This is a genomic window from Mesorhizobium sp. M4A.F.Ca.ET.050.02.1.1, from assembly GCF_003997725.1.
In the GTDB taxonomy this organism is placed as follows: domain Bacteria; phylum Pseudomonadota; class Alphaproteobacteria; order Rhizobiales; family Rhizobiaceae; genus Mesorhizobium.
Window position 1 is genome coordinate 1 of sequence record NZ_RZSG01001292.1, and the last position, 899, is coordinate 899.

Annotated in this window: 2 protein-coding genes; both read left to right on the forward strand. The window is 64.5% G+C overall.

Translation table 11 applies throughout. The features are described from left to right. On the forward strand, positions 1-363 hold a 363-nt coding region (locus EOA33_RS37005), incomplete at its 5' end, for a glycoside hydrolase family 3 N-terminal domain-containing protein (protein WP_145989565.1). Between the two features lie 63 nt (positions 364-426). Continuing rightward, the coding region (locus EOA33_RS37010) for a ScpA family protein (protein ID WP_145989566.1) at positions 427-899 on the forward strand (473 nt) is incomplete at its 3' end.

An 899-nucleotide genomic window follows, 5' to 3' on the forward strand; every position in this document is an offset into this window, starting at 1 on the left:
GTCGTCTACAGCGCCGTCGATCCGAACAACCCGGCGACGACCTCGGCAAAGGTGGTCAACGACATCATCCGCGGCGAGATCGGCTTCGACGGTCTGCTGATGAGCGACGACACCTCGATGAAGGCACTTTCTGGGGATTTCCCGACAAAGGCGGCGGCGATCCTTGCGGCGGGCTGCGATCTGGTCCTTCACTGCAACGGCGTTTTCGAGGAAATGTCAGGCATTGCGTCACGCACCACGGCGCTTGCCGGCAAGTCGCTCGAGCGCGCCGAGCGGGCGCTGTCCTATATTAAAGATCGCGACCTCGCGAACGAGACCGAGATACGCGCCGAGTTTGCCACCTATTTCGACGCGGTGGCCTGACAGGGGAAAGAGACAGGGGCAGTGGCGGAAACATTGGACAGCAAGGCCGCGAAGGCCGCACCGATGGACCGTCTGTGGGCCGAGAACGACGATGCGCGCGTCACCGGCGATCCGTCGCTGGTCGTCGACGTCGCCGGCTTCGAGGGCCCGCTCGACCTTCTCCTGCACCTGGCGCGCAACCAGAAGGTCGATCTGGCGCGCATATCGATCCTGGCGCTGGCTGAGCAGTACCTCGCCTTCATCGAGAAGGTGAGGGCGCTGAGGCTGGAGCTTGCCGCCGACTATCTGGTGATGGCGGCGTGGCTCGCCTTCCTGAAGTCGAAACTTCTGATCCCCAAGCAGCCGGGCGAAGAGGGCGAGAGCGGCGAGGAACTGGCGGCGGTGCTGCAGTTCCGGCTGAAGCGGCTGGAGGCGATGCGCGATGCCTCGGCAAGGCTGGTCAACCGCAACCGGCTCGGCCGCGACGTGTTCGCGCGCGGCATGCCGGAGATGGTCATCATCGAGAAGCGCAACGCGTACTCCGCCTCGCTTTACGA